4 protein-coding genes are annotated in these 7,016 nt (G+C 69.1%); all 4 read right to left on the bottom strand.

Features of this window, described 5'->3' with window-relative positions:
* Positions 1-657: 657 nt before the first annotated feature.
* Genes VGV60_14090 through VGV60_14075 form a run of 4 tightly spaced genes read right to left on the bottom strand, consistent with a single transcriptional unit; the run spans position 658 to position 6,836 of the window.
* Entirely contained in the window at positions 658-1,791 is a 1,134-nt protein-coding gene (locus tag VGV60_14090; protein HEV8702400.1) for a glycosyltransferase family 4 protein, read from the bottom strand.
* Entirely contained in the window at positions 1,788-5,009 is a 3,222-nt protein-coding gene (locus VGV60_14085) for an efflux RND transporter permease subunit (protein ID HEV8702399.1), read from the bottom strand. The genes VGV60_14090 and VGV60_14085 overlap by 4 nt, the downstream gene beginning before the upstream one ends.
* A gap of 16 nt (positions 5,010-5,025) precedes the next feature.
* Entirely contained in the window at positions 5,026-6,165 is a 1,140-nt protein-coding gene (locus tag VGV60_14080) for an efflux RND transporter periplasmic adaptor subunit (protein ID HEV8702398.1), read from the bottom strand.
* Positions 6,162-6,836: a TetR/AcrR family transcriptional regulator gene (locus tag VGV60_14075; GenBank protein HEV8702397.1), complete on the bottom strand. Its 675-nt coding sequence runs from the start codon at positions 6,834-6,836 to the stop codon at positions 6,162-6,164. Before VGV60_14075 ends, VGV60_14080 begins: the two co-directional genes overlap by 4 nt.
* Between the last annotated feature and the right edge of the window lie 180 nt (positions 6,837-7,016).

Here is a 7,016-nt window from a genome sequence, read left to right as displayed (position 1 = left end):
CTCTGGTACGAGGGCCTGACCGGCACCGAGGCGCACGGTCTCCCGGGGTTCCGCCGAGCCGCCGTCAGATGAACCCGTGGCGGCCACTGGACGGAGAGGAACCGAAACTTCGGTTCGGGACACGGCATCGACGCGCACGCGCAGACCTCGCAGCAATGGAACAGTCCTGAAGGTTCACGACCGCGAGCGTGAATCGCGGGGACGGAAGGGCGATGCACGCAAGGTGTAAGATACGACAAGTCAAATCGAAATGCAACAAGTTTTTCGAGAGTTTTTTCTCCATGAGAAAGCGGACCTGAGGATCCATTCTGCGACCGGGTCGAGGCGCTCTTGAGGCTCTTGCGCAGACCCGCGATTCTCAGAGAGGAAGGATAAGAGCGTCACCAAAGAGGACAAAGAGAAGATACAACAGGCACGAGACTCGAAGATCGAGTTCAAATCCGGTGGTGAAAAGAATGATGCGGCGATCAAAGTCACTGACCCAGAGACTGGGAAGAGCACAATCCAATCTGGCAAGCGCGCCGATAGAGGACCGCACAGATCCGCTGGTGCCATGTACTAGGTTTCGGTGAGGGTCGGCGTGGGGTTGTACAGCATGGTGACGGCCCGGCATCGGCGACAGTTTGCTGCAGTCCTCTGGCGATCGGAGCTACCGTTTCAGGCTGTAAAGCGGCGCACCGCCTCCTCGTAGGCGCGCAGGGTCCCGTCCGCCAGCCGATCGGGCGTGAAGCGCGCGGCCACGTCCAGGCTGCCGGCCTTTCCCATGTCGCGCGCCAGAGCCCGGTCGTCCAGGAGGGTGAGGATCGCCCCGGCAAGCCGCTCCGGCGCCCGCGGCGGCACGATGAGACCGGTCCGGCCGTCCTGAAGGATCTCGGTGGCTCCGCCGATCGAGGTCGCCACGGCGGGGACGCCGCAGGCGAGGGCCTCCTTGAGGACGGCCGATGACGCGTCGCAGTCGATCGAAGGCAGGACCGACACGCTGAGGGCGGCGGTGACCTCCGGGACGTCGTCGCGGAACCCCAGGAAATGCACCGCGCGGACGAGGTCGAGATCCGCGGCGAGGTCCTTGAGCGCGGCCTCGCTCGGACCGGTCCCCACCAGGACGAACCGCGCCGCGGGCCTCCGCCCCAGAACGATCGCCGCGGCCCGCAGGAAATCGTCCTGCCCCTTGTCCTCGACCAGGCGTCCGACGACCCCCACGAGCGGCGCGTCCGCGGCAAGGCCGAGCTCGGCCCGCACCCGGCCGCCGTCCACGCCGGGGTGGAAGCGATCGGACCGGTAGGCCGACTGCACGATCGACACCCGGTCGCGGCTCAGGGCCCCGGAGCGGAAGAAGGGCTCATAACGCTCCAGCACGCTCCCGCTCGCGACGATGAGGTGGTCCACCTGCCGGCGGTACAGCCAGTCGTTGGCAGGGTGCTCGACCACGCGCTTCGTGTTGTGCCGGGTGAAGACCAGAGGCGCGGTGCGTCCGGCGAGCCGCCGCGCCACGACGCAGGTCCACAGGTCCTGCGACCCATGGGCGTCGATCAGGTCGTAGCGTTCCGATTTCAGGTGGCGGGCCATGACGGCGATGTCGCGCAGCGCGGAGTGCAGGAGCTTCGGCTTTCTGAAGGCGGGCGCGTCGAAGACGGGCAGGCCCGCCTCCCGGGCGCGCCCGGCCAGGAGCGACCCGCGCGGCGCGGCAATGGTCACCTGGTGACCGCGCGCCGCCAACGAGCGCGACATCATCAAGATGCGGGCGGGCTGGCCGCCCCATCCGCGGTGGAAATTGGTCTGGAGGATCTTCACCGCGGATCGGCGTGGGCGCCCGACTGCAGCGCCCGGGCGGCGGTGTGCGAGGCGCCCGCCGGTGCGGCGTGGGCTGAGCCCGGAGCGGGCAGGGAACCGCCGGCGGCAGGGACCGCCCCGCCGGCGGCGAGCATCTTCTTGCGGCCCCGCCGCGCCGCGATCCAGAGATTGAGGTCGTCCAGGGTCGAATAGGCGCTCGGCACGACGAAGAGGGTCATGAAGGTCGACACGACGATCCCGCCGATGACCGCCAGGGCCATCGGGATGCGGGTCTCGGCCCCCGGTCCCAGCGCGAGCGCGGACGGGACGGCGCCCGCGATGGTCGACACCGAGGTCATCAGGATGGGCCGCAGCCGGATCGGGCAGGCCTCGAGCAGCGCCTCCTGGCGCGGCCGTCCCCGCTCGCGGAGCTGGTTCGTGAAATCGACGAGGATGATCGAGTTCTTCTTGGCGATCCCCATCAGCAGGATGATGCCGATCATCGAATAGATGTTCAGCGAGCACCCGCCGACCCACAGGGTGACGAGCGCCCCGGTGATCGAGAACGGGAGGGCGAGAAGGACCGTGAACGGGTGGATGAACGAGTTGAACTGGGACGCCAGGACCATGTACGCCACGACCAGGCCGAGGACCAGGGCGAAGATCAGGGACCGGAACGACTCCTGGAAGACCTGGGCGGAGCCCGAGAAGACCAGCTGGTACCCCTCGGGCAGGATCTCGCGGCCGATCCCGTGCAGGCGCGCCAGGACGTCGGCCTGCGAGGCCCCCTGGGCGACGTTGGCGAAGATCCCGATGGCCCGCTGCCTGTCCTGGTGCGAAATGACCTGGAGGGTCGGCTTCTCGACGATCTGTACGATGTCGCCGAGGTGCACGAGACCGCCGGCGGAGGTGCGCACCAGCAGGCGGTTGATGTCGTCGGGCCTGGATCGCTGCTCGGCCAGCAGCCGGACCCGGATGTCGTAGCGGCGCCCCTTGTCCTTGAAGCGCGCCACCCGGGCCCCGCCGATCATCGTGTTCACGGTCGACCCGATGGTGTCCATGCTGATCCCGAGGTCGGCCGCCTTCTGCCGGTCGGGGACGACGTGCACCTCCGGCATCCCGACCTGGTAGTCGGTGTCCACGTCGGTCACCAGGCCGGTCCCCCGCATCCGCTCCATGAGCGTCGCGGAGTACTCCGCCAGGCGGTCCCAGTCGGGGCCGCGCAGCGACAGCTCGACCGGGAAGCCGCGCTGCGCCGTGAACCCCTGCTGCGACGGGTCCTGCATGGTCGCCTTGAGCCCCGGAATCGCGTTCAGCTCGCGCCGCGCGATCGCCATCAGCTCCTGCGCCGACAGCCGGTGGCCGGCCTGCGGATCGACGGGGCGCTCCCGGGGCGGCTTCAGGGTCACGAAGGCGACGCCGGTGTTGACGTCGCCGCCGCCAAAGCCCCCGACTGACGCCATGTACCGATCCAGCTCGGGCCGGGACATCACGAAATCCTCCACCCGCTTGAGCATCCGGTCCGTGTAATCCACCGACGATCCGACCGGCGTCTGGATGCGCATGAAGATCCGGCTCTGGTCCTGTGAGGGCACGAACTCGCGGTTCATGAAGACGAGGATGCCGAGCGACCCCAGGAACAGCAGCGTCGCGCCCGTGATGACCAGCCCGCGGTGGCGCAGGGACGGCTCCAGCCAGCGCCGGTAGCCCCCTGACAGGCGCGTGAAGAAGCGATCGAGGGCCGCGCTGAAGCGGCCGCCGCGCGCCCCCACCTCCAGGAACTGCGAGCAGCGCATGGGAGTCAGCGTCAACGCCTCGAGAAGCGACAGCAGGACCGCCACCGAGATGGTCACGCCGAATTCGAAGAAGAACCGGCCGATGATCCCCTTCATGAAGGCGACCGGCAGGAAGATCGCCACGATGGCGGCGGTCGCCGCCACGGCGGCGAAGGTGATCTCGCGCGCCCCGAGGATGGCCGCCTGCACCCGGTCTTCGCCGTGCTCCCGGTGACGGTAGATGTTCTCCAGGACCATGATCGCGTCGTCCACGACGATGCCGACCGACAGCGACAGGCCGAGCAGGGTGAAGGTGTTGAGGGTGAAGCCGAAGAAATAGATGCAGATGAACGTGCCGACGATCGACGTCGGGATCGCCAGGAGGATGTTGACGGTGGACGACCACGACCCGAGGAACAGCCAGCAGACGATCCCGGTGAGAATCGCCGCCAGGATCAGGGCGATCTCGATCTCGTGGATGGCGTCCTCGATGAAGGTCGTGCCGTCGAAGGAGATGCCCATGGACAGCCCTTCCGGCAGGGTCGGCGTGATCTCCGCCATCTTCGCCTTGACCGCGTGCGCCACGTCCACGGCGTTCGAGCCGCGCTGCTTCTTGATGCCGAATCCGAGCGCCGGCCTCCCCATGACCCGAGCCACGCGCCGCTTGTCCTCCAGGCCGTCCTGCACCACCGCCACGTCGCTCAGGCGGATCGGCGACGCGGCGCGGGTGGCCACGACGAGGTCGGCGAACTGCCGGACGTCGATCGCCTCCCCCTCGGCCCGCACGTTCATCTCGCGGTCGGCCGTCTCGATCCGCCCGGCGGGGACCTCGACGTGCTGCCTCCGGATGGCCGTGACCAGGTCGTCCGAGGTCAGGCCGTAGGCTTCCATCTTGCGCGCGTCGGCCCAGACGCGGATGTTGCGCTCCTGGTAGCCGCCGAGCATCACCTCGCCGACGCCGGGCAGCGTCTGGAACTGGTCCTTCAGGACGTTGCGCACGTAGTCGGCGAGCGCCCTGGGGTCCTTGTTGCCGGAGAGGTTCAGCCACATGATCGGCTGGTCTTCCGGGTTCGTCTTGCTGATGGTTGGCGGGTCCACCTCGCGCGGCAGAATTCGCGCCGCCTGGGCGACGCGCGTCTGCACGTCCTGCAGCGCCAGGTCGATGTTGCGCTTCAGGTCGAACTCGACGATCACCGTGGCGCGCCCCTGCTTGCTGGTCGAGGAGATCGACTTGACCCCCTCGATCGTGGTGACGGCGTCCTCGAGCGGCTCGATGACGTCCGATTCCATCACCTCCGGTGAGGCGCCCTCCAGCGTGACCTGCACGTTGATGACGGGGAAATCGACGTCCGGGTTCTGGCTGACGCCCAGGCGCGCAAAGCCGATCCCGCCGAAGATGATCAGGGCGGCCATCAGCATCCAGGCGAAGACGTGGTTGCGGATCGAGATGTCGGAGAGGCTCACCGTTCGTTCTCCGGACTCACTGGGCGGCGCCCGCAGGGGCCGCGGAGACGACCTGGACCGTCGCGCCGTCGCGCAGGATGTCGCCGCCGTCGGTCACCACCTGCGCGCTGGGCTCCAGTCCCGAGGCGATCTCGACGCCGCCGTCCCGGGTCCTCAGGCCCAGGCTGACGCGGCGCTCGACCGCCTTGCCGTCGATCACTTCGAACACCACGAAGCCGCGATCGGTCGACAGGACGGAGCGCTCCGGGATGACCACGGCCCCCTTGTGGCTCTCGACGTCGGCCTTCACCTCGGCGAAGAACCCGGGCTTGAGCACGCCGGCCGGGTTGTCGACGCGCGCCAGGCACTCGACCATCCGGCTCGTCGGATCGGCCGTCGACGAGACGTGAAACACGCGCGCCGTGAATTCCTTCCCGGGCCGCCCCGCGGTCGTGAAGCGCACCTCGACGCCGTCGGTCAGGCGCACCGATTCCTGCTCCGAGATGCGGAAGCGGACCTCGAGGGCGCGGGTGTCGACCAGCGTCGCCAGGACCGCCTGGGCCTCGACGTGCTGCCCGGTGGCGACCGTCTTGCTGTTGATCACCCCCGGGACCAGGGGATGCACGACCGATCGCCGCCGATCCAGGTCGGCCAGCTCGAACTGCGACCGGGCCTCCGCCACCGAGGCACGCAGGCGCTCGGCCTCCTGCCGGGCGCGCTCGACCTCCTCCTCGGACACCAGCGGCGGGACCTGCTTCAGGAGCTCCTCGCGTCGCTTCAGGTCGGCGATCGCCTGCCGGGACTGGGCGTCGATCTTGTCCAGGTTGGCCTTCGCCCGTTCCGCCAGCATGCGGAAGCGCTCCGGATCGATGGTCGCGAGAACGGTGGACGGCGTGACGGCGTCCCCCTCGCGGAACCGGACGCTGGCCACGACCCCCTCGACTCCCGCCACGACCTGGACCTGCTCCCGGGCCTCGATCGATCCGACCGCCTCGATGGTGTAGGTCACGTCCTTGATCGCCGCGGGCGTCGTGGCGACGCGCAGCACGCGCGACGGCGACGGGGCGGCCGCCGCCGCGGCCGGGCTGTTCTTGGGCGCCCCGTCGGCGCCGCCGGAGCAGCCCGCCGCAGCGCCCGCCAGGAGGAGGATGACGGCGATCCAGGGTGCGCGCTTCATGCGCTCGCCTTTCCGAAGCGGGCGGCCGGTCTTCCGATGGCCCCGGCCACGCGGGCCGTCTGGTGCTCCCTGTCCCGGAGCCCGCCGAGGAACAGCGACGCGACCAGCCGGGCCGCGCTCGAGCGCGGCATGCGGCCGGGCATCGTCCCCGTGTAGAGGTTGTTCATCAGGGCGTAGTGGCAGGCCATGCCGAAGAAGGCCCGGGCGGCCGGCAGGGAAGGGACCGGGCGCAGGGCCCCTTCCTCCATGCGACGCGCCAGGTAGCGGGCCAGCGTCCGGGTGACCTTCAGGATACGCGCCTCGAAAAACAGGCGGCTCAGCTCGTGCCGCTCCAGGGCGCTGTACAGCAGGAGGCGCACGAACTGCGGCTCCTGCTCCATGTCCCGGATCAGGTTCTCGGCCAGGGCCGCGAGCACCGACTCGTCGTCACGCTTCGCCGCGGCGGCGCGCGGGAAGGGATCGCCGGAGGCGGCGATGAACCGATCGATGATGGCCCGGTACAGGGCCGCCTTGTCCGGGAAGAAGCGGAAGATCATCGCCTCGCTCACCCCGGCCTCGCGCGCCAGCGCGCGCGTGGTGGATCCTTCGAATCCCCGGCGGCCGAAGACCGAAACGGCCGACTCGAGGATCTGCTCGCGACGCTTTTCGCCCGTCAGTCGCGCGCGCGACATGCCGGAGGCCCTCCGCGTTCTGGTAAGTAAACACTTACAGTCTAGAAGACCCCCGCCCCCTCTGCAAGTGGGAACACGAACCTTTTTACACGAATTGACAATCGGCCGCATCGGGACGGCGGGGCAGTGGTCCGGACCCGGCAGGCTGGCGGGCCGCACGCGGGCCGACGGGTTTCCGGA

It is taken from the genome of Candidatus Polarisedimenticolia bacterium (assembly GCA_036001465.1).
Taxonomy (GTDB): Bacteria; Acidobacteriota; Polarisedimenticolia; order Gp22-AA2; family Gp22-AA2; genus Gp22-AA3.
This window is presented reverse-complemented; position numbering and strand designations above follow the sequence as displayed.

Coding starts and splice junctions, on each gene's coding strand:
- VGV60_14075 (HEV8702397.1), bottom strand. CDS start 6,836: ATGTCGCGCGCGCGACTGACGGGCGAAAAGCGTCGCGAGCAGATCCTC.
- VGV60_14080 (HEV8702398.1), bottom strand. CDS start 6,165: ATGAAGCGCGCACCCTGGATCGCCGTCATCCTCCTCCTGGCGGGCGCT.